The following is a 19,618-nucleotide window of genomic DNA, read 5'->3' on the forward strand; positions in this document are numbered from 1 at the left end:
GGCCTTCGGTGGAGCGGGCGGAGCGACGGAGCGGAGTCGCTCAGAGGTCGACGCCGTGCGAGCGCAGGTAGGCGAGGGGGTTGATGTCCGAGCCGTACTTGGCGCCGGTGCGGGCCTCGAAGTGCAGGTGCGGGCCGCTGGAGTTGCCCGTGGAGCCCGACAGGCCGATCTGCTGGCCCGCGGTGACCTGCTGGCCGACGGAGACGTTCAGTCGCAGCATGTGGCCGTACTGCGTGTACGTGCCGTCGTTGTGCTTGATGACGACGTTGTTGCCGTACGCGCCGCCCCAGCCCGCCTCGACGACGACACCGGCGCCCACCGCGTGGACCGAGGTGCCCTCGTCGGCGTGGAAGTCGATGCCCGTGTGGCTGCCGGAGGACCACATGCCGCCGCCCGCGTGGTACTGCGTGGAGACGTAGGAGCCGTCGACCGGGGCGACGAAGGTGTTGAGGCGCTTGCGCTCCTCCTCGCGGGCCGCGCGCTCGGCGGCCTCGCGCTCGGCCTTCGCCTTGGCCTCGGCGAGACGCTTGGCCTCGGCGGCCTGCTGCCGGGCGTCGGCCTCGGCCTGCGCCTTGGCGGCGGCGTGCTCGGCGGCGCGCTGCTGGGAGTCGGCCTGCTCGGCGATGTCGCCCGGGAGCTCGTCGGCGACGACGACCGCGCCGAGCGTGTTGTCCTGCGAGTGGTTGTTGCCACCGTTGTCCGCGGCGAAGGCCGGGGCTGCGATGGTGCCGACGACGCCGGTCGTGGCGAGGGCGGCTATGCCGGCGTAACCGGCGGTCTTGCGGCTCAGACGGCTGGAACCACGGTGCTTACCGGAGCCGGCGGGACGACTGCCAAACGCCATGAAGGGGCTGATCCTTTCCTTCCTTCTCGCCTACCGGGTTAGCTGACGGGTTCGGAGCAGGAAGGTCTCCTACGGGCCTCCTCTTGCGAGGCGGTCCGATTCACCCCAGGGACTGATGTGGGTCCCCGGCTCCCCAGGCTCGCGCCTGACGGGGACTCGGCGATCGCTGTCCGGTGCCGCGGATGCGGCGCGTACAACTGACGGACAGCACGGCCGACGCTAGGCGGATCATCAGCCAATCACCAAACAGACACGCCTTTTTGTTGCGTACGCCACACCGCAAACAGGCAACCCCCCTACCAAACGGACAAAAGGGGCCCAGGCGGTCAAGCCGCCCGGGCCCCTTCAAGAAGCGCCGTTCAGGCCCCAGTTGGGGACCTCAGTGGGTCACTTCAGTTGGTGACGACGCTCACTTCACCGATGCCGAGGGCCCGCACCGGCTCCTCGATCAGCGACGCGTCGCCCACCAGCACCGTGACGAGCCGGTCCGCCGGGAAGGCGCTCACGACCGCCGAAGTGGCCTCAACGGTGCCGGTTTCGGCGAGCCGCGCGTACAACTGCGCCTGGAAGTCGTCCGGGAGTTCCTGCTCGACCTGGTCGGCGAGGGTGCCGGCGACCGAGGCCGCCGTCTCGAACTTCAGCGGGGCCACGCCCACCAAGTTCTGCACCGCCACGTCCCGTTCGGCGTCGGTCAGGCCGCCCTCCGCGAGGGTGCGCAGCACCTTCCAGAGGTCCTCCAGGGCCGGTCCGGTGTTCGGGGTGTCCACCGAGCCGCTGATGGCGAGCATCGAGGCGCCCTTGCCGTCCGCGGTGGAGCGCAGCACCTGGCCGAAGGCGCGGACGCCGTAGGTGTAGCCCTTCTCCTCGCGCAGCACCTTGTCCAGGCGGGAGGTGAGGGTGCCGCCCAGGCAGTACGTGCCGAGCACCTGGGCCGCCCAGACCCGGTCGTGGCGGTCCGGCCCGATACGGCCGATCAGCAGCTGCGTCTGGACCGCGCCGGGCCGGTCCACGATGACCACGCGACCGGTGTCGTCCGCGGTCACCGGGGGCACCGGGAGCGGCTCGGCGAGGTCGCCCGTCCAGGTGCCCAGGGTGTCCGCCAGCACGGCGTCCAGGTCGATGCCGGTGAGATCGCCGACGACCACCGCGGTGGCGGTGGCGGGGCGTACGTGGGCCTCGTAGAAGGCGCGTACGGCGGTGGCGTCGATCCGGGCGACCGTCTCCTCGGTGCCCTGGCGCGGGCGGGACATCCGCAGGGCGGCCGGGAAGAGCTCCTTGGAGAGCTGCTTGGCGGCCCGGCGCTGCGGATTGGCCTGCTCGTGCGGGATCTCGTCGAGCCGGTTGCGCACCAGCCGGTCGACCTCGCTGTCGGCGAAGGCGGGCGCGCGCAGCGCCTCGGCGAGCAACCCCAGGGCCTTGTGCAGGCGCGAGGCCGGGACCTCCAGGGAGACCCGCAGGCCCGGGTGGTCGGCGTGCGCGTCGAGGGTGGCCCCGCAGCGCTCCAGCTCGGCGGCGAACTCCTCGGCGGAGTGCTTGTCGGTGCCCTCGGAGAGCGCGCGGGCCATGATGGTGGCCACGCCGTCCAGGCCCTCGGGCTCCGCGTCCAGCGGGGCGGCCAGGTTGATCTCGACGGCGACGACCTGCTGGCCCGGCCGGTGGCAGCGCAGCAGGGTGAGGCCGTTCGGCAGCACCCCCCGCTCGGGGGCGGGGAAGGCCCACGGCCTGGCCTCGCCGGCCTGCGGCCGCGGGTGGAAGGTCATCGTGACGGCTGCGGTGTCGCTCACTGCTCCGCCCCCTCGTTCTCGTCGCTCTCGTCGGACTCGGCGGACTCCTCGGAGCCCGGCAGCGGCTCGTAGACCAGGACCGCGCGGTTGTCGGGGCGCAGTCGGGCCGCGGCCACGGCCTGCACCTCCTCCGCGGTGACGGAGAGGACCCGCTGGACGGCGGTCAGCGCCAGCTGCGGGTCGCCGAACAGCACCGCGAAACGGCACAGTTCGTCCGCGCGGCCGGCCACCGTGCTCAGCCGGTCCAGCCACTCGCGCTCCAGCTGTGCCTGTGCGCGCTCCATCTCCTCGGCGGTCGGGCCCTCGGCGGCGAACCGCGCGAGCTCCTCGTCCACGGCGGCCTCGATGACGGGCACCTCGACCCCGCTGGAGGTCTTGACGTCCAGCCAGCCCAGGGAGGGCGCGCCCGCCAGGCGCAGCATGCCGAAACCGGCCGCGACGGCCGTCTGGTCGCGGCGTACCAGACGGTTGTGCAGCAGGGAGGACTCCCCGCCGCCCAGGATCGTCAGCGCCACGTCCGCCGCGTCGCACTCGCGCGTGCCGTCGTGCGGGAGCCGGTAGGCGGCCATCAGCGCACGCGCCGGGACCTCCTCCACGATCTCCTCGCGCAGCTGCTCGCCCATGATCTCGGGCAGCGAGCCGTCGCGGGGCGGCTGCTTGCCGTCGTGCGCGGGGATGGAGCCGAAGTACTTCTCGACCCAGGCCAGGGTCTGCTCGGGGTCGATGTCCCCGACGACCGACAGCACCGCGTTGTTGGGCGCGTAGTACGTACGGAAGAAGTTGCGCGCGTCCTCCAGGGACGCGGCGTCCAGGTCGGCCATGGAGCCGATCGGGGTGTGGTGGTACGGGTGGCCCTCCGGGTAGGCGAGGGCGGTCAGCTTCTCGAACGCCGTGCCGTAGGGGACGTTGTCGTACCGCTGGCGGCGCTCGTTCTTGACGACGTCGCGCTGGTTCTCCATGGACTCGTCGTCCAGGGCGGCCAGCAGCGAGCCCATCCGGTCCGCCTCCAGCCACAGCGCGAGCTCCAGCTGGTGGGCCGGCATCGTCTCGAAGTAGTTGGTGCGCTCGAAGCTGGTGGTGCCGTTGAGGGAACCACCGGCGCCTTGGACGAGCTCGAAGTGACCGTTGCCCGGCACCTGCTTGGAGCCCTGGAACATGAGGTGCTCGAAGAGGTGAGCAAGACCGGTACGCCCCTTGACTTCGTGGCGCGAGCCGACGTCGTACCACAGGCAGACCGCGGCGACCGGGGTCAGGTGGTCCTCGGAGAGCACCACGCGCAGGCCGTTGGCCAGCCGGTGCTCGGTCGCTGTCAGGCCGCCGGAGCCGGCCTGAGCTGTGGCCGTGTGACCCATGGGCATGTGGTCCCTTCGATCGCGATGCAGAGATTTCTTCTCGACCTGCCACTGTATGCAAGCGCGTCGCCCACCGGATAAGTTCCCGGGTCACTCCCCCGCACTCCGTATGGGGGGACCCCCGGGGTCGGAGTCGGCGTTGTCGGTGCCTCGGGCCACAATGGACCGCGTCGTACCGGAGTCCGACAGCCCGAATCAGTCGGCCGACGCCACACCCGTCACACTCAGCAAGACCCAGCCAGACCCCAGCACACCCCATTCTTGGTTAAGGAGCCGCGCAGCGATGGCCCGCCGCAGCACGAAGACCCCGCCGCCGGAGGATTTCGAGGAGAAGATCCTCGACATCGACGTCGTCGACGAAATGCAGGGCTCCTTCCTCGAGTACGCGTACTCGGTGATCTACTCCCGTGCCCTGCCCGACGCCCGGGACGGCATGAAGCCGGTCCACCGGCGCATCGTCTACCAGATGAACGAGATGGGGCTGCGCCCCGACCGCGGGTACGTGAAGTGCGCGCGTGTCGTCGGCGAGGTGATGGGCAAGCTCCACCCGCACGGCGACCAGTCGATCTACGACGCCCTCGTGCGCATGGCGCAGCCCTTCTCGATGCGGCTCCCGCTGGTCGACGGGCACGGCAACTTCGGTTCGCTCGGCAACGACGACCCGCCGGCCGCCATGCGTTACACCGAGTGCAAGATGGCCGACGCCACGTCGCTGATGACGGAGTCGATCGACGAGGACACCGTCGACTTCACCGCCAACTACGACGGCCAGGAGCGCGAGCCGGTCACCCTGCCCGCCGCCTACCCGAACCTGCTGGTCAACGGCACGTCCGGGATCGCGGTCGGCATGGCCACCAACATGCCCCCGCACAACCTCGGCGAGGTCATCGCGGCGGCCCGCCACCTGATCCGCTACCCGCAGGCGGACCTGGAGGCGCTGATGCGCTTCGTACCGGGTCCTGACCTGCCCACGGGCGGCCGGATCGTCGGGCTCTCGGGCATCAAGGACGCCTACGAGAACGGCCGCGGCACCTTCAAGATCCGCGCGACGGTGACCGTGGAGAACGTGACGGCGCGCCGCAAGGGCCTGGTCGTCACCGAACTGCCCTTCACGGTCGGTCCCGAGAAGGTCATCGCGAAGATCAAGGACCTGGTCGGCTCGAAGAAGCTCCAGGGCATCGCCGACGTCAAGGACCTCACCGACCGCGCGCACGGCCTGCGCCTGGTCATCGAGATCAAGAACGGCTTCCACCCCGAGGCCGTGCTGGAGCAGCTCTACAAGCTGACGCCGATGGAGGAGTCCTTCGGCATCAACAACGTGGCGCTCGTGGACGGTCAGCCGCTGACGCTGGGCCTCAAGGAGCTGCTGGAGGTCTACCTCGACCACCGCTTCGAGGTCGTCCGGCGGCGCAGCGAGTTCCGCCGCGGCAAGCGCCGGGACCGGCTGCACCTGGTCGAGGGCCTGCTGGTGGCCCTGCTCGACATCGACGAGGTCATCCGGCTCATCCGGGACAGCGACAACTCCGCGCAGGCGAAGGAACGCCTGATGGAGCGCTTCTCCCTCAGCGAGATCCAGACCCAGTACATCCTGGACACGCCGCTGCGCCGGCTCACCCGCTTCGACCGGATCGAGCTGGAGTCCGAGCGCGACCGGCTGACCGGCGAGATCGACGAGCTCACCGGGATCCTGGAGTCCGACACCGAGCTGCGCAAGCTGGTCTCCACGGAGCTGGCGGCGGTCGCGAAGAAGTTCGGCACCGAGCGTCGTACGGTCCTGCTGGAGTCGGCGGGCACGGCGGTGGCGGCGGTTCCGCTGGAGGTCGCGGACGACCCGTGCCGGGTGCTGCTGTCCTCGACGGGCCTGCTGGCGCGTACGGCGACCGGCGACGCGCTGCCCGAGGACGAGGGCGGCGCGCGCGCCAAGCACGATCTGATCGTCTCGCAGGTCGCGGCGACCGCGCGGGCCGACGTGGGCGTGGTCACCTCGTACGGGCGGCTGCTGCGGCTGTCGGTGATCGACCTGCCGCAGCTGCCGGACACGCACGCCGCGCCGAACCTGGCGGGCGGCGCCCCGGTCTCGGAGTTCCTTTCCGGGCTGGAGGCGGACGAGAAGGTGATCTGCCTGACCTCGCTGGACGAGTCCTCGCAGGGCCTGGCGCTGGGCACCGAGCAGGGTGTGGTCAAGCGGGTCGTGCCGGACTACCCGGCCAACAAGGACGAGCTGGAGGTCATCACCCTCAAGGAGGGCGACCGGATCGTGGGCGCGGTCGAGCTGCGGACGGGTGAGGAGGACCTGGTCTTCATCACCGACGACGCCCAGCTGCTGCGCTACCCGGCGGGCCAGGTGCGTCCGCAGGGCCGCCCGGCGGGCGGTATGGCGGGCATCAAGCTCTCCGACAACGCCAAGGTGATCCACTTCTCGGCCGTGGACCCGGCCCGGGACGCGGTGGTGTTCACGGTGGCGGGCTCGCAGGGGACGCTGGACGACTCGGTGCTGTCCGGCAAGCTCACCCCGTTCGACCAGTACCCGCGCAAGGGCCGGGCCACCGGCGGTGTGCGCTGCCAGCGCTTCCTTAAGGGCGAGGACATGCTGGTGCTGGCCTGGGCGGGCGGCTCCCCGGCCCGCGCGGCCGCGGCGAACGGCGCTCCGGCCGAGCTCCCGGCCCCGGACCCGCGCCGTGACGGCTCGGGCGCCGCGCTGCCGGCGGTGGTCGCGACGCTGGCGGGACCGGCGCTGTAGAAGGCGTGCGGGGGTGTCCGGTCCGGGATCGGACACCCCATGTGCCGACTAGTGTTTTCCCCCTGGCACTGGTGGGGTGGGGAGAACAGAGCTGATGAGTCGTCGCGCGGGCGGAGTGATCGGGGACTGGGCGGAGGCCCAGCGCCGGATGCAGCAGACGCAGGTGATCCAGCAACGCCAGGCTGATCGGCGTCAGCGGGAGCTGCGGGCTGCGGACCGCCTGCACCGCGAGGCCGAGGCGCGCCGGCGTACGGAACTCATCGAGGCGGAGGTCGCGGCCCTCCAGGGCCTGTTGGCGGCGGGGTGCCGGGCTCCGGCGTTCCGGATGGCCGGGCTGGTCCGGCCCGAGCAGGTCGATCCCTTCGTCCCGGGCGCGCTGGCTCATCCCGTACCCATGCCGCAACTGCATCAGTTCCAGCAGCAGAGCACGGGGTGGACGCTGGGCTCGAACCGGCGGGCGCAGGCGGAACGCGAGGCGCACGCCCGGTACACCCAGGCCTGGCAGGCGGCGCACGCCGCGGAGACGCAGCGCCAGCAGCAGCTGGCGGCGTACCGGCAGCAGTACGACCGGTGGGCGGCGGAGCAGCTCGCCGGGATACGGGCGCACAACAGCGGCCTGACCGAGCTGGCCGGGGCCCTGCGCGCGGGTGACGCGGAGGCGGTGGTGGAGTACTTCTCGGCCGCCCTGTACTCCTCGACGGCCTGGCCCGAGACGCTGCCGAGGCAGGTGACGGCCGCTTACGATCCGGGGCCGCGCCAGCTGGTGCTGGACTGGGAACTGCCGGGGTTCGCGGTGGTGCCGGAGCTCAAGTCGGTGCGGTACATGCCGAGTACGGGCCAGGACAGGGAGACGGCCCGTACGCCCGCGCAGCGGCGGGCGCTCTACCGGGACCTGCTGGCGCAGTGTGTCCTGCTGGTGGTACACGAGCTGTACGCGGCGGACGAGTTCGGCGTACTCGACTCGGTGGTCGTCAACGGCTTCGTGGACGCCCACGATCCGGTGACGGGGCTGGAGGCTCAGCTCGTGCTCGCCACGGTAACGGCGGCCCGGCCCGCTTTCGCGGGGCTCCGGCTGGAGCAGGTCAGCGCGGTGGACTGCCTGGTGGAGGGGTTGCGCGGCGAACTGTCCGCGAAGCCCGAGCAGCCGGCCGCGGTACGCCGCCCCGGGCGCAGGCCCGACGAGGTGGGCGGTGGGGTCGTCAGCCACGGCAGGCACGCCGCGGGCGACGGGGACGAGCCGGATCTCTTCGAGATGGACCCGATCGAGTTCGAGCGGCTCGTTGCGGAGCTCTTCCGGGCGATGGGCATGGAGGCCGTGACCACCCAGCGCTCGGGCGACGGCGGCGTGGACATCGAGGCGAGGGACCCGGCTCCGCTGCGGGGCGGCCGGATCGTGGTGCAGGTCAAGCGCTACCGCAACCGGCTCAATCCCGATGTGGTGCGGGAGCTTTACGGCACGGTCCAGGCCACGGGCGCGAACAAGGGGGTGCTGGTCACCACCGCGTCGTTCGGTGCCGGGTCGTACGAGTTCGCCGAGGGCAAGCCGCTGGAGCTGGTTCCGGGCGTCAAGCTCGTGGAGCTGCTGCACCAGTACGGGCTGCGCGGCCGCCTCGGTGGCGGACCGGCGCGGCGGACGCCCGAGCCGGCGGCCCCTTCGGCGGAGCACAACGTGCTCGGCATGTCCTGGTCGGGCTCGGTCGCCCTCGACGTGTGCGCTCTCGTCTGCACGGGCGGCCGGGTGCTGAGCGAGGAGCACTTCGTGTTCTTCAACAACCCGCGGACGCCGGACGGTTCGGTACGGGCCCGCGCGCACGCGGCGCCCGACAAGGCGGCGGTCGAGGTCGCCTTCGACGACCTGCCGCGCGAGGCCGACCGGCTGGTGCTGGTCGCCGCGGTGGACCCGGAGGCCGATCCGCACGCCGACCTGGCCGGCTTCACGGACGCCCGGATCAGGCTCCTCGACGCGGCGGGCTCGGAGCTCGGGCAGCTGGAGGTCTCCGACGGGCGGGCCGGTGAGACCGCGCTGGTGCTGGGTTCGTTCCGGCGCCGGGCCAACGGCGACTGGGACTTCGTGATCGGCGGCAAGGGCTACCGGGGTGGGCTGGAGGACCTGCTGCGGGAGTTCGGCGTCGAGGTGGTCTAAGCGGTCCCGGCGGTTCCGGCGGTCCCGGTCCGGTCCTCGGAGTCGGGGGCCTGCGGCCCGGGCTCCGAGGGCCGCGCCACGTACCGCAGCACTCCCCACATGCTCTCGGGGCCGAGCTGCTGCGGGGCATCCTCCCGGCAGGCCTCCAGTTCGCGGAGCAGGCCCGGCCCGTCCGTGCCGGAGCCGATCAGGACGAGCTGGGTCAGGCGCTCCTCGCCCCGCTCCCAAGGGCCGGGCGCGAAGCGGAGGAAGCGGCCGACCGCGTGGACCTCGTACTTCTCCTCGTGTCCGGGGACGCCGAAGTGGACGAAGCCCTTGATCCGGTAGAGCCCGGCCGGGCGGCGGTCGAGGAAGTCGATGAACCGGCGCGGTGAGAGGGCCTGTCCGGAGACGAACTCGACGGTCTCGTAGGCGGCGTGCGCATGCGTGGCGTGGTCGTGACCGTGGTCTTCGGCCTCCGCGAGGAGGTCCTCGAAGGAGAGCTGACCGCGCGTCTCGGTCCAGGGGCGGCGGTCGAAGAGCAGCTCGGGGTCGATCCGCCCGTGATCGGCGCCGATGACCGGCGTGCCCGGGGCGCACAGGGTGGCCAGCAGTCCCTCGATCCGGGCCTGCTCGGCGGGGTCCACCCGGTCGGTCTTATTGAGCACCACGAGGTCGGCCACGGCGAGGTGGCGATCGGTCTCCGGGTGCGCGGTCCGGGTCGCGTCGAACTCCGCCGCGTCCACGACCTGCACCAGGCCGCCGTAGCTGACGGCCGGGTTCTCGTTGGCGACGAGCATCCGGACCATCTCCTGGGGTTCGGCCAGCCCGCTCGCCTCGATGACGATCACATCGATGCGGTGGACGGGGGCGGCGAGCTTCTCCAGGTAGGCGTCGAGCTCGCTGCCGTCGACGGCGCAGCACAGGCAGCCGCCGCCGAGGCTGACCATCGAGTCGCCGAGCTGCCCGGCCACCGACATGGCGTCGATCTCGATCGACCCGAAGTCGTTGACGACGACTCCGATCCGGGTGCCTCCCCGGTGGGCGAGGAGGTGGTTCAGCACGGTGGTCTTGCCGGATCCGAGGAATCCGGAGAGGACCACGACGGGGATGGGCGGGATGGTCTGCCTGCTGCTCACCCGGTCGATCGTAGCCAGGCGGGTCACCTGCACGGTCAGCCGAGGGGCGGCACCGGCTGCGGCGGGGTGGGGCCGGTGTACCGGGCGGCCGGGCGGATGATCTTCGAGTCGGCGGCCTGTTCGAGGACGTTCGCGCTCCAGCCGACCACTCGGGCCGCGCAGAAGGTCGGGGTGAACATCTCCCGGGGAAGTCCACACAGCTCCATGACCACGCCCGCGTAGAACTCCACGTTGGTGTGCAGTTCGCGGCCGGGCTTGAGCTCGGCGAGGATCTCCTCCACCTGGCGCTCGACCTCGACGGCGAAGTCCACGAGGGGGCCGCCGAACTGGCGCGCGATGTCACGCAGCATGCGTGAGCGGGGGTCCTCGGTGCGGTACACGGGGTGGCCGAAGCCCATGATCCGGTCCCCCGCCAGGACCCGCTCGCGGATCCACGGTCCGATCCGGTCGGTGGTGCCGATGGCGTCGAGGGTGTCGAGGGCGCGGCTGGGGGCGCCGCCGTGCAGCGGGCCGGACAGCGCACCGATCGCGCCGGTCAGGCAGGCGGCGACGTCGGCGCCGGTGGAGGCGATGACGCGGGCGGTGAAGGTCGAGGCGTTGAAGCCGTGGTCGATGGTGGAGATGAGGTAGCGCTCGACCGCGCGGGCCTTGGCGGGGTCGGGTTCCTGCCCCGTGAGCATGTACAGGTAGTTCTCGGCGTACGGGAGGTCGTCGCGCGGCTCGACCGGTTCCAGGCCCTGCCCCAGCCGGTGCAGGGCGGTGAGCAGGGTCGGTACGGCGGCGCAGGCGGCGAGGGCGTCGGCCGCCCGGCGGGCCGGGGCGATGTCGTAGACCGGGCGGAAGCCGGCGGAGGCGCCGAGCAGCGAGAGGCCGGTGCGCAGCCCGGCGAGGGGGCCGGAGAGCGCGGTGGCCCGGGCGAGGGCGGGGAGGGCGTCCCGCACCTCTTCGGGGAGCCGGCGCAACGGGGCGATCTCGGCCGCGAAGGCGGCGCGTTCGGCGGCGTCCGCGGGCAGTGAGCCGCGGAACATCAGGTGCCACACGTCCTCGAAGCTGCGGCCGGCCGCGAGCTCGACGGCCGAGTACTGGCGGTAGTGGTAGAAGCCCTCACGGCCCCGGACGTCACCGAGTTCGGTTTCGGTGACCACGACTCCCGCGAGACCGCGGGGTACTTCGACGGTGGTGTTCATGGATCGACCATCCATGATGGATTGAATCGTTGTCAATATTGATTGAATCAACATGACTGCGACTCTGTAAGGTGTGCGCCATGAGCGACGAGAGGGACGCCGGCACGGATCACGGGCGCAGGATCGGCACGCAGGAAGCGGCCCGGCTGCTCGGGGTGAAGGCTGCGACGGTGTACGCGTACGTCAGCCGCGGCCAGCTCACCAGCCGCCGCGACCCCGCGGGCCGGGGCAGCACCTTCGATGCGGCCGAGGTGGAGGAGCTGGCCCGACGCAGCCGGCGCGAGGCGGCGGCGCCCTCGGGCGGAGAGCTGTCCGTACGCACCTCCCTCACCCTCATCGAGTCCGACCGGTACTACTTCCGGGGCGTGGACGCCGTGGCCCTGGCCTCCCGGTACCGCTACGAGGAGGTGGCCGAGTGGCTCTGGACGGGAGCGATCGGCCACGGCACGCGGTTCGCCGCTCCGCCGGAACTCCTGGCCGCGGCCCGGCGGGCGGTGGCGGCCCTGCCCGAGCACGGCGGGCCGGTCGACCGGCTCCGGGTGGCGGTCGCCGCCGCGGCCGTGGCCGATCCGCTGCGCTTCGACCTCTCGGAGGCGGCCGTACTGGGCTCCGCGCGCTGCCTGATCCCCACGCTGGTCGGCGCGCTGCCGGTGGTGGGCCCGGCGCAGTGGGCCGGGGACGGTCGCATCACCCGGCAGTTGTGGTCGCGGCTGACCGTGCGGGAGCCGGACCCGGATGCGCTGGCCGCGCTGGACCTGGCGCTCGGACTGCTGGTGGACCACGACCTGGCCGCCTCGACGCTGGCCGTACGGGTCGCGGCGTCGGCGCGGGCCCATCCGTACGCGGCGGTGTCCGCGGGCCTCGGCGCGCTGGAGGGTCCGCTGCACGGCGCGGCCGGACGTCTCGCGCACCGGATGCTGGTGGAGGTCCTGGAGCGGGGCGGGGCCGCGCCCGTGGTGGCGGAGTACCTCCGGGCGGGCCGCCGGGTGCCGGGCCTGGGCCACCGGCTGTACCGGGGCGAGGACCCGCGGGCGCGGGCCCTGTTCGACCGGCTGGAGGGCCTGGCTCAGGCCGCTCCGGCGTTGGCCGCGGCGAGGGAGGTGGCCGCGGTCATGGCCCGGCAGGGCGGGCTGCACCCCAATGTGGACTTGGCGCTGGCGGTGTTGACGGTGTCCTGCGGGATGGAGGCGGAGGCCGGGGAGACGGTCTTCGCGGTGTCCCGGACTGCGGGCTGGATCGCGCACGCGCTGGAGGAGTACCAGGAACGCCCCTTGCGTATGCGACCCAGCGGCCAGTACCAGGGCCCCCGCCCGCCGCAACCGATGCCGTGACCCCGTGCGAGGCCCCGCCGCGGCCCCGGGGGCGTGAGTCCGGCCCAACCCTCGGGATGTGACAAGGGCGGCGCACCCGGGACATTCCGCTTGTGCCGGAGCGGACCTACCGTGGGTATCCATGCGGTTCCCCCTCACGAGCGCTCGTCGCCTCGGGCTGCCCAGACGGGCCGTCTCACAGATCCTGCTGACCCAGCTGGCCATCGCCGCCGGGGTCGTCGTGCTGGCCACCGGACTGTTCCTGGCACCGCTCAGCGCACAGCTCGACGACCAGGCCATGCGGCGTGCCCTGGCCATCGCGCAGAGCGCGGCGGCGGATCCGTCACTGGCCGCCGACCTCCTGTCCTCGGGGGCGACGGCGGACAGCCCGGTGCAGGCCACCGCGGAGCGGCTCCGCCGGGCCACGGGAGCCGAGTACGTGGTCGTCCTCGATCTGGACGGGATCCGCCACTCGCACCCCAGCCCCGATCGCATCGGACTGCCCGTCTCGACCGACCCGAGCCAGGCGCTGGCCGGCCGCGAGGTCATGGAGATCGACGAAGGCACCCTGGGCCGCTCCGCCCGCGGCAAGGTACCGCTGCTCGCCGCCGATGGAGAGATCGTCGGGGCCGTCTCGGTCGGCATCGCCTACGACGGCGTCCGCGACCGGCTGCTCGGCGCCATCCCCGGCCTCCTCGCCTACGCCGGAGGCGCCCTCGCGGCCGGCGCCCTCGTCGCCTATCTGCTGTCCCGCAGGATCCAGCGGCAGACCCGGGACCTGGCCTTCTCCGACATCGCAGGGCTACTGGCGGAGCGCGAGGCGATGCTGCACTCCATCCGCGAAGGCGTGATCGCCCTCGACCGGGACGGCCGGGTCCGTCTGGTCAACGACGAGGCCGCCCGTCTGCTCGGGCTCACCCCGCAGCACTCCCCGGCCACGCCCGGCACGGCAGACACCGCAGACACCGCAGACACCGCGAACACCGCGAACACCACAGGCCCCACGGGCCCCACGGCCACCGCAGATCCGGCGCGCGGCCTGACCGGACGCCCGCTGGACGAGGTACTCGGCGCCGGCCGCACCGCCGACGTACTGTCCGGCCGCGTCACCGGCCGGGACCTGCTGACCGTCCAGGGGCCCCGGGTCCTGGTGGCCAACCGCATGCCCACCGAGGACGGCGGGGCCGTCGCCACCCTGCGCGACCGCACCGAACTGGAGCACCTGAGCCGCGAGCTCGACTCGACCCGGGGCCTGATCGATGCCCTGCGCGCCCAGGACCACGAGCACGCCAACCGCCTCCACACCCTCCTCGGCCTGCTGGAGCTGGGCCTGCACCAGGAGGCCGTGGAGTTCGTGACGGAGGTCGTCGGCGTGCACCGCACGACCGCCGAGCAGGTCACCGAGAAGATCCACGACCCCCTGCTGGCCGCCCTCCTGGTGGGGAAGGCGACCGTCGCGGCCGAGCGTGGCGTCCCGCTGCGCCTGGCCTCGGCCAGCCTCCTCCCCGACCGCCTGGTGGACCCGGGCGGTCTCGTCACGATCGTCGGGAACCTGGTGGACAACGCCCTGGACGCCGCCGTCGGCTCGGCGTCGCCGCTGGTCGAGGTGGAACTGCGCGCCGAAGGCCGGGCGGCGGTCCTGCAGGTGCGCGACAGCGGCCCCGGGGTGCCGGCCGCGCACCGCGAGGAGATATTCACCGAGGGCTGGTCGACCAAGCAGCCCCAAGCCCACCGCGAGCGCGGGCTGGGCCTGGCCCTCGTACGCCGCCTCGCGGAGCGGCAGGGCGGCACGGCCCGGGCCGGCGGGACAGAGGACGGAGGGGCGGAGTTCTCCGTCGTACTCCCGGAGGCCCTGCGATGAACGAGACCCCGATCCACGTATTGGTCGTCGACGACGACGTGCGTGTTGCCCTGATCAACGCGGCGTACGTGGAGATGGTTCCCGGCTTCCACGTGGTCGCCCAGGTCCATTCCGCCACCGCGGCGCTGGAGTTCCTCGGCACGCATCCGGTGGACCTGGTCCTGCTCGACCACTACCTGCCGGACGAGAACGGCCTGGACCTGGTCCGCCGCATGCGCCAGCTCGGCCACGGCACCGATGTGATCATGGTCACCGCCGCCCGGGACCTCGCCACCGTCCAGACCGCCATGCGCCTCGGGGCGCTCCAGTACCTGGTCAAGCCGTTCACGTTCGCCGGCCTGCTCACGCGTCTGGAAGCGTACGGCGCCCTGCGCCGCACGCTGGACACCGGTGGCGAGGCCGAACAGGCGGTGGTGGACCGGCTCTTCGCGACCCTGGCCACCGCCGCATCCCGCAACGAGCTCCCCAAGGGCCATTCCCACGCCACCTCGGAGCTGGTCCGCCAGGTCCTGCGCTCCGCCGAAGGCCCCCTGTCCACCCAGCAGATCGCCGAACGCGCGGGCATCAGCCGCCAGACCGCCCAGCGCTATCTGAAGCTCCTCGAACGCACCGGCCGTGTCACCCTGGCCCTGCGCTACGGCGAGACCGGCCGCCCGGAGCACCGGTACACGTGGCTCCCGGGCCAGTCCGAGGGGGCGTGACGGCTCACACGGCTCCGGCGCCGGTCAGGGAACGGACCTCGGTCTCGGCGTGCTTCGCTTCGTCCGGCTCCTCCACCGAGGTGACCGTGCCCAGCCAGCCCGCCAGGAAGCCCAGCGGGATCGAGACGATCCCCGGGTTCTGGAGCGGGAAGTACTGGAAGTCCGCCCCCGGGAAGAGCGACTCCGGGCTGCCCGACACCACCGGTGAGACCAGAACCAGCAGCACCGCGGGGATCAGGCCGCCGTAGACCGACCAGACGGCTCCGCGGGTGGTGAAGCCCCGCCAGAACAGCGAGTAGAGCAACACCGGCAGGTTGGCCGAGGCCGCCACCGCGAAGGCCAGCCCCACCAGGAAGGCCACGTTGAGGTTCTGGGCGAGCAGCCCGAGCGCGATCGCCACCGCCCCGATCCCCACCGCCGCGACCCGGGCGACCGCGACCTCGCTGCGCTGCCGGGCGTGCCGCCGCTTGAGCGAGGCGTACAGGTCGTGGGCGACGGAGGCCGAGGAGGCCAGGGTGATCCCGGCGACCACGGCGAGGATGGTGGCGAAGGCGATGGCGGCCACGAAGGCGAACAGCACCGTGCCCCCGGTGGATCCCGCGCCGCCGCCGAGGAAGGCGGCCAGCAGCGGAACGGCCGTGTTCCCCGAGGCGTTGGAGGCCCGTACCCGGTCCGGCCCGAGCAGCGCGGCCGCCCCGAAACCGAGCACGATGGTCATCAGGTAGAAGCCGCCGATCAGGCCGATCGCCCACACCACCGAGCGGCGGGCCGCCCGCGCGGTGGGCACGGTGTAGAAGCGCGACAGGATGTGCGGCAGGCCGGCGGTCCCGAGGACCAGGGCGAGGCCGAGGCTCATGAAGTCGATCCGGGAGGTCCAGTCCCCGCCGTACTTGAGCCCGGGGCTGAGGAAGCGGGCCCCGTGCCCGCTGCGTTCGGCGGCGCTGCTGAGCAACTGCTCGAAGTTCCCGTGGAAGCGCAGCAACACGAGCCCGGTCAGGGCGATCGCCCCGCCCATCAGCAGTACGGCCTTGACGATCTGGATCCAGGTCGTGGCCCGCATCCCGCCGAAGGACACGTACACGACCATCAGCGCGCCCACCCCGACCACGGCCAGAGTGCGGGCCACGGTGCTCGAACTGCCCAGCAGCAGACCGACGAGACTGCCCGCGCCGACCATCTGGGCGACGAGGTAGAGCACGGAGACGACGACCGAGGAAGTACCGGCCGCGATCCGCACCGGTCGCTCGCTCATCCGCGCGGCGACCACGTCGGCGAGGGTGAAGCGCCCGCAGTTGCGGACCAGTTCGGCGACGAGGAACAGCACGACGAGCCAGGCGACGAGGAAGCCGACCGAGTAGAGCATGCCGTCGTAGCCGAAGAGGGCGATCAACCCGGAGATTCCGAGGAAGGAGGCGGCGGACATGTAGTCGCCGGCGATGGCGAAACCGTTCTCCAGTGGTGAGAACAGTCTGCCGCCCGCGTAGAACTCCTCCGCCGACCCGTGCCGGTTGCGGCTGACCCACGTGGTGATGCCGAGGGTCACCGCGATGAAGACGCTGAACAGGACCAGCGCGAGGCTCTGGTGTTCGGTGGTCACCGGCCCGTCCCCCTCGCACGGGTCCGCTCCTGATCGCGTTCCTGCTCGAAGACGGTCCAGCGCAGGTCGAGCGCCGCCCGGTCCCGGCGCAGCCGCGCGTGCCGGGCGTAGGCCCAGGTCAGGAGGAAGGTGCTGAGGAACTGCCCGAGCCCCGCCACCATGGCGACGTTGATCGCGCCGGACACCGGCCGGGCCATCACACCGGGCGCGACGGTCGCGGCGACCACGTAGGCCACGTACCAGAGCAGGAATCCCGCGGTCGCGGGGACGACGAACCCCCGGTAGCGGCTGCGTACTTCCTGGAAGGCCGCGCTGCGCTGCACTTCGAGGTAGATGTCGGACGCGCCGGGGGTGGGGTGGGCGGGGACCGCACCGGGCGGCTCGCTCTCGCTCTCGCCCCACCCGACGGCCAGCGCGTCGTACCAGGGGTCGTCGAGCCGGATCGTTCCGGCATCGGGACCATCGTGCTTGTCCACCGAACTCTCCTTGTCCGCTGCCGCACTGGCCGCGTGCTCACAAGGATGTGCGGAACGGACGTTTCGAGACTGGTGTCCGGGTGCTCTTCACTCCTTCAGGTGATGGAGTGAAGAGCGGTCCCGTCGACGAGCCGTGCCGAGCCCGGCCGAGCCGTGCCGGGTCGCTCGGACCCGTCAGGCGTCGATGCGCGAGCGGTCCAGGGTGGCCGCGGAGCTGGTGATGAACTCCTTGCGCGGGGCCACCTCATTGCCCATGAGCAGGTCGAAGACCGTCTCGGCCGAATCCAGATCGCCGATGTTGATCCGGCGCAGGGTGCGGAAGCGCGGGTCCATGGTGGTCTCCGCCAGCTGGTCCGCGTCCATCTCGCCGAGGCCCTTGTAGCGCTGGATCGAGTCCTTGTACCGGATGTTCTTGCGCTGGTACTCCAGCAGGGTCTGGCGGAGCTCGTTGTCCGAGTACGTGTACACGTACTTGTCCTGGCCCTTCTTGGGCTGGACCAACTCGATCCGGTGCAGCGGCGGCACCGCGGCGAAGACCCGTCCCGCTTCGACCATGGGCCGCATGTACCGCTGGAAGAGCGTGAGCAGGAGGCAGCGGATGTGCGCGCCGTCCACATCGGCGTCGACGAGCAGGACGATCTTGCCGTACCGGGCGGCGTCGATGTCGAAGGTCCGGCCCGAGCCGGCTCCTATGACCTGGATGATCGCCCCGCACTCGGCGTTCTTGAGCATGTCCGAGACCGACGACTTCTGGACGTTGAGGATCTTGCCGCGGATGGGCAGGAGCGCCTGGAACTCCGAATTCCGGGCGAGCTTGGCGGTGCCGAGGGCGGAGTCGCCCTCGACGATGAAGAGCTCGCTGCGCTCCACGTCGTCGCTGCGGCAGTCGGCCAGCTTCGCGGGCAGCGAGGAGGTCTCCAGCGCGGTCTTGCGGCGCTGCGCCTCCTTGTGCTGACGAGCGGCGATCCTCGTCCGTGCGGCCGCGACGATCTTCTCCATCACGGCGCGGGCCTGCTGCTTGTCGTCGCGCTTGGTGGAGGTCAGGAAGGCCTTGAGCTCCTTGGCGACCACGGCGGCGACGATGCGGGTGGCCGCCGAGGTGCCGAGCACCTCCTTGGTCTGCCCCTCGAACTGCGGCTCGGCAAGGCGGACGGTGACGACGGCGGTCAGGCCCTCCAGCGCGTCGTCCTTGACCACGTCGTCCTCGGCGACGCGCAGCAGCTTCGCCGAGCGCAGCACCTCGTTGACGGTCTTGGTGACGGAGCGCTCGAAGCCGGTGACGTGGGTGCCGCCCTTGGGGGTGGCGATGATGTTCACGAAGGACTTGAGGTTGGTCTCGTAGCCCGTGCCCCAGCGCAGGGCGATGTCCACGCCGAGCTCGCGCGTGACCTCGGTGGGCGTCATGTGACCGCGGTCGTCGAGGACCGGGACGGTCTCCTTGAAGGTGCCCGAGCCCGTCAGGCGCAGCACGTCGCAGACTGCCTTGTCCTGGGCGAGGTAGTCGCAGAACTCGCTGATGCCCCCGTCGTAGCGGAAGACCTCCTCGGTCTTGCCGGCCCCGTCGATGCCGCGCTCGTCGCGGACCACCAGGGTCAGGCCGGGGACGAGGAAGGCGGTCTGGCGGGCGCGCTGGTAGAGCGTCTCCAGGGAGAGCCGGGCGTCCTTGAGGAAGATCTGGCGGTCGGCCCAGTAGCGGATCCGGGTGCCGGTCTTGCCCTTGGCGATCCGCTTGACCTTGCGCAGGCCGTTGGCCGGGTCGAAGGGGCTGTCGGGGCCCTGCTCCGTGAACATGCCGGGAACGCCCCGGCGGAAGCTGATGGCGTGCGTCGAGCTGCCCCGGTCGACCTCGACGTCCAGCCGGGCGGAGAGGGCGTTGACCACTGAGGCACCGACGCCGTGCAGGCCGCCGGAGGCCGCGTACGAGCCACCGCCGAACTTTCCGCCGGCGTGCAGCTTGGTCATGACGACCTCGACGCCGGACAGGCCGGTCTTGGGCTCGACGTCCACGGGGATGCCGCGGCCGTTGTCCCGGACCTCCACGGAGGCGTCCTCGTGGAGGATCACCTCGATGTGGTCGCAGTAGCCGCCCAGGGCCTCGTCGACGGAATTGTCGATGATCTCCCAGAGGCAGTGCATGAGGCCCCGGCTGTCCGTGGAGCCGATGTACATGCCGGGGCGCTTGCGGACAGCCTCCAGCCCTTCGAGGACGAGCAGGTGCCGCGCGGTGTAGTTGGAACCGTCCCGGTCTGCTCCGGACAGCAGCGCGCTGGAAGGCACGGACGTGTCGGCGGTCACGCAGTTCGCTCCTCGCTGAATTTCTTTTCTGGCCCGGTCGGGCGCAGGGGTGGCTCGGGTGCCGGTCGAAGGGTACCGAGGCCAGGTAGAGCCGATGCAACGCCACCCTCGCGCATTCCTCAGCCTAGTCCAGATCCGCACGGGTGTTCGATCCCCCGTGCGGGTGAAGCAAACATCACGTTCCCTTCCGCGCATGAACCATTTAGGGTT

The 19,618-nt window shown here is 71.7% G+C and carries 13 protein-coding genes and 1 riboswitch; of the genes, 5 read left to right on the forward strand and 8 right to left on the reverse strand.

Going from position 1 to position 19,618, the window contains the following annotated elements; all coding sequences use genetic code 11:
• Nucleotides 1-40: 40 nt before the first annotated feature.
• The 3 genes from ACIQ5Y_RS30580 to ACIQ5Y_RS30590 form a co-directional block, all read right to left on the reverse strand.
• Entirely contained in the window at nucleotides 41-844 is an 804-nt protein-coding gene (locus ACIQ5Y_RS30580) for a M23 family metallopeptidase (protein WP_403887535.1), read from the reverse strand.
• Nucleotides 845-856: 12 nt separating this feature from the next.
• A riboswitch (cyclic di-AMP (ydaO/yuaA leader) is annotated at nucleotides 857-1,016 on the reverse strand.
• A gap of 220 nt (nucleotides 1,017-1,236) precedes the next feature.
• A complete protein-coding gene (locus ACIQ5Y_RS30585; protein WP_403887681.1) occupies nucleotides 1,237-2,604 on the reverse strand; it encodes a M16 family metallopeptidase in 1,368 nt (455 codons plus the stop codon).
• Between the two features lie 20 nt (nucleotides 2,605-2,624).
• Nucleotides 2,625-3,980: a M16 family metallopeptidase gene (locus tag ACIQ5Y_RS30590; RefSeq protein WP_403887538.1), complete on the reverse strand. Its 1,356-nt coding sequence runs from the start codon at nucleotides 3,978-3,980 to the stop codon at nucleotides 2,625-2,627.
• Nucleotides 3,981-4,263: 283 nt separating this feature from the next.
• On the opposite strand from ACIQ5Y_RS30590, the gene ACIQ5Y_RS30595 reads away from it, so the two are divergent.
• Nucleotides 4,264-6,720 carry a DNA topoisomerase (ATP-hydrolyzing) subunit A gene (locus ACIQ5Y_RS30595; protein ID WP_403887541.1) on the forward strand — a complete coding sequence of 819 codons (2,457 nt, stop codon included), beginning with the start codon at nucleotides 4,264-4,266 and terminating at the stop codon, nucleotides 6,718-6,720.
• Nucleotides 6,721-6,814: 94 nt separating this feature from the next.
• Nucleotides 6,815-8,863 (forward strand): restriction endonuclease, encoded by a 2,049-nt coding sequence (locus tag ACIQ5Y_RS30600; RefSeq protein WP_403887544.1) that lies wholly within the window; start codon nucleotides 6,815-6,817, stop codon nucleotides 8,861-8,863.
• Here ACIQ5Y_RS30600 and ACIQ5Y_RS30605 read toward each other — a convergent pair.
• Complete coding sequence (locus ACIQ5Y_RS30605; protein WP_403887547.1) at nucleotides 8,860-9,981, reverse strand: CobW family GTP-binding protein; 1,122 nt, start codon at nucleotides 9,979-9,981, stop codon at nucleotides 8,860-8,862. The two genes, ACIQ5Y_RS30600 and ACIQ5Y_RS30605, sit on opposite strands and share 4 nt — an antisense overlap.
• A 35-nt stretch (nucleotides 9,982-10,016) precedes the next feature.
• The gene (locus tag ACIQ5Y_RS30610; protein ID WP_403887550.1) at nucleotides 10,017-11,168 is read right to left on the reverse strand and encodes a citrate synthase/methylcitrate synthase; all 1,152 of its coding nucleotides are present in this window, start codon (nucleotides 11,166-11,168) and stop codon (nucleotides 10,017-10,019) included.
• 80 nt (nucleotides 11,169-11,248) lie between these two features.
• Between ACIQ5Y_RS30610 and ACIQ5Y_RS30615 the strand changes: the two genes are divergently transcribed.
• The 3 genes from ACIQ5Y_RS30615 (at nucleotide 11,249) to ACIQ5Y_RS30625 (ending at nucleotide 15,040) form a co-directional block, all read left to right on the forward strand.
• A complete protein-coding gene (locus tag ACIQ5Y_RS30615) occupies nucleotides 11,249-12,499 on the forward strand; it encodes a citrate/2-methylcitrate synthase (RefSeq protein ID WP_403887553.1) in 1,251 nt (416 codons plus the stop codon).
• 121 nt (nucleotides 12,500-12,620) lie between these two features.
• Nucleotides 12,621-14,339 (forward strand): ATP-binding protein, encoded by a 1,719-nt coding sequence (locus ACIQ5Y_RS30620; RefSeq protein ID WP_403887556.1) that lies wholly within the window; start codon nucleotides 12,621-12,623, stop codon nucleotides 14,337-14,339.
• The gene (locus tag ACIQ5Y_RS30625) at nucleotides 14,336-15,040 is read left to right on the forward strand and encodes a response regulator (RefSeq protein WP_403887559.1); all 705 of its coding nucleotides are present in this window, start codon (nucleotides 14,336-14,338) and stop codon (nucleotides 15,038-15,040) included. Before ACIQ5Y_RS30620 ends, ACIQ5Y_RS30625 begins: the two co-directional genes overlap by 4 nt.
• Before the next feature lie 4 nt (nucleotides 15,041-15,044).
• On the opposite strand, the gene ACIQ5Y_RS30630 is transcribed toward ACIQ5Y_RS30625, so the two are convergent.
• The 3 genes from ACIQ5Y_RS30630 to ACIQ5Y_RS30640 form a co-directional block, all read right to left on the reverse strand.
• Complete coding sequence (locus ACIQ5Y_RS30630) at nucleotides 15,045-16,637, reverse strand: cation acetate symporter (RefSeq protein WP_403887562.1); 1,593 nt, start codon at nucleotides 16,635-16,637, stop codon at nucleotides 15,045-15,047.
• Nucleotides 16,634-17,113, reverse strand: a complete 480-nt coding sequence (locus tag ACIQ5Y_RS30635) for a DUF485 domain-containing protein (protein WP_403887564.1) — start codon at nucleotides 17,111-17,113, stop codon at nucleotides 16,634-16,636. Before ACIQ5Y_RS30635 ends, ACIQ5Y_RS30630 begins: the two co-directional genes overlap by 4 nt.
• Nucleotides 17,114-17,287: 174 nt before the next feature.
• Nucleotides 17,288-19,408, reverse strand: coding sequence for a type IIA DNA topoisomerase subunit B (locus ACIQ5Y_RS30640; protein ID WP_403887567.1), 2,121 nt, complete (start codon nucleotides 19,406-19,408; stop codon nucleotides 17,288-17,290).
• Nucleotides 19,409-19,618: the final 210 nt, after the last annotated feature.

This window comes from Streptomyces sp. NPDC096339 (assembly GCF_044762985.1).
Lineage (GTDB): Bacteria > Actinomycetota > Actinomycetes > Streptomycetales > Streptomycetaceae > Streptomyces.

Coding starts and splice junctions, on each gene's coding strand:
- ACIQ5Y_RS30615 (WP_403887553.1), top strand. CDS start 11,249: ATGAGCGACGAGAGGGACGCCGGCACGGATCACGGGCGCAGGATCGGC.
- ACIQ5Y_RS30620 (WP_403887556.1), top strand. CDS start 12,621: ATGCGGTTCCCCCTCACGAGCGCTCGTCGCCTCGGGCTGCCCAGACGG.
- ACIQ5Y_RS30595 (WP_403887541.1), top strand. CDS start 4,264: ATGGCCCGCCGCAGCACGAAGACCCCGCCGCCGGAGGATTTCGAGGAG.
- ACIQ5Y_RS30600 (WP_403887544.1), top strand. CDS start 6,815: ATGAGTCGTCGCGCGGGCGGAGTGATCGGGGACTGGGCGGAGGCCCAG.
- ACIQ5Y_RS30585 (WP_403887681.1), bottom strand. CDS start 2,604: ATGACCTTCCACCCGCGGCCGCAGGCCGGCGAGGCCAGGCCGTGGGCC.
- ACIQ5Y_RS30590 (WP_403887538.1), bottom strand. CDS start 3,980: ATGGGTCACACGGCCACAGCTCAGGCCGGCTCCGGCGGCCTGACAGCG.
- ACIQ5Y_RS30625 (WP_403887559.1), top strand. CDS start 14,336: ATGAACGAGACCCCGATCCACGTATTGGTCGTCGACGACGACGTGCGT.
- ACIQ5Y_RS30610 (WP_403887550.1), bottom strand. CDS start 11,168: ATGAACACCACCGTCGAAGTACCCCGCGGTCTCGCGGGAGTCGTGGTC.
- ACIQ5Y_RS30580 (WP_403887535.1), bottom strand. CDS start 844: ATGGCGTTTGGCAGTCGTCCCGCCGGCTCCGGTAAGCACCGTGGTTCC.